1 tRNA gene and 2 rRNA genes are annotated in these 642 nt (G+C 48.0%); all 3 read left to right on the top strand.

The window, feature by feature from the left end:
* A 16S ribosomal RNA gene (locus ACLJRE_RS23820) occupies positions 1-74 on the top strand; the annotation flags it as partial.
* Between the two features lie 85 nt (positions 75-159).
* Positions 160-235: transfer RNA gene (locus tag ACLJRE_RS23815), tRNA-Glu, on the top strand.
* Between the two features lie 192 nt (positions 236-427).
* Positions 428-642 (top strand): 23S ribosomal RNA (locus ACLJRE_RS23810); the annotation flags it as partial.

Raw genomic sequence — 642 nt, 5'->3', positions numbered from 1 at the left:
CTTTGTGATTCATGACTGGGGTGAAGTCGTAACAAGGTAACCGTAGGGGAACCTGCGGTTGGATCACCTCCTTACCTGAAAGAAGCGTACTTTGCAGTGCTCACACAGATTGTCTGATGAAAAGTAAATAGCAAGGCGTCTTGCGATTGAGACTTCAGTGTCCCCTTCGTCTAGAGGCCCAGGACACCGCCCTTTCACGGCGGTAACAGGGGTTCGAATCCCCTAGGGGACGCCACTTGCTGGTTTGTGAGTGAAAGTCACCTGCCTTAATATCTCAAAACTGACTTACGAGTCACGTTTGAGATATTTGCTCTTTAAAAATCTGGATCAAGCTGAAAATTGAAACACAGAACAACGAAAGTTGTTCGTGAGTCTCTCAAATTTTCGCAACACGATGATGAATCCAAGAAACATCTTCGGGTTGTGAGGTTAAGCGACTAAGCGTACACGGTGGATGCCCTGGCAGTCAGAGGCGATGAAGGGCGTGCTAATCTGCGATAAGCGCCGGTAAGGTGATATGAACCGTTATAACCGGCGATACCCGAATGGGGAAACCCAGTGTGATTCGTCACACTATCATTAACTGAATCCATAGGTTAATGAGGCGAACCGGGGGAACTGAAACATCTAAGTACCCCGAGG

This window comes from Salmonella sp. SAL04157 (assembly GCF_046551635.1).
GTDB lineage: Bacteria > Pseudomonadota > Gammaproteobacteria > Enterobacterales > Enterobacteriaceae > Salmonella > Salmonella enterica.
The sequence above is the reverse complement of the archived record's forward strand: the minus strand, read 5'-3'. Positions and strand labels throughout refer to the sequence as shown.